Below are 789 nucleotides of genomic sequence, written 5' to 3' on the forward strand. Positions count from 1 at the left end.
TGAAATTTATAGGCATTATACTTCTACTGCTAACAAGCATATTTTTAATAGCTTGCTCTGCAAACCAAGCAAGCAACAAGATAAGCAACTCTGAGCTAGAAAATTTAGCTAGTAAATATGGTGGGGTTTATGTGTTTAATCAAAAATTTGTTGAAGAGATAGAGAAAAGAGAGGCTGAAAGAAAAGCGGTTAATCAACAAATTTTAAGTGAAATAGCCAATATATCAAATAAAAGCGAAAGAAATGCAAAGATGAGAGAGCTACTAAAAGAAAGGTATTATAACAATCCAAAAATAGAGCAAACTCTTTCAAATGGTAAACGATACTATCTTAAATGGCTAGACTATGAAAATGAAACAGGTAAAAAAGTAAAAATACCAGATGAATATGTTAATAAAATAAAAGAGTTTATAGGAGATGAGAATTTTAGTAAATCACCAAAACCATTGCTAAGAAAATTTTATATAGATAATGGTCAAATCATACCTATAACTATTTCATTAACATATAGTTATCAATCAAAAAAATATGGCTTATTTGGCGATGAAGGAGCTGGGATAAAATTTAGTAAGAGTGAAACAAACTATGTATTAGGTGGAAATAAATTTTACTTTGATAGCTCTAAAAACACTTTTGTTAAGGAAAAATAGTGGAAAATAGCAATAACAATCCTAAAAATAAATCTGTAAAACAAATAATCTCTGATATAAAAGATCATGCTGATATGGCTGATGCTTCTTACTCATTTTATGAATTTATAGATAATAATGAAACATGGAGCAAGTCATA

General features: G+C 28.1%; 1 protein-coding gene. It reads left to right on the top strand.

Translation table 11 applies throughout. From position 1 onward, the window contains the following. Window positions 1-650 (top strand): tRNA 2-selenouridine synthase (locus F3G86_RS01160; RefSeq protein WP_149723138.1); only part of this gene is annotated, 650 nt, incomplete at its 5' end. Window positions 651-789: the final 139 nt, after the last annotated feature.

Source organism: Campylobacter concisus, from assembly GCF_902460595.1.
Classification (GTDB): Bacteria; Campylobacterota; Campylobacteria; order Campylobacterales; family Campylobacteraceae; genus Campylobacter_A; species Campylobacter_A concisus_BL.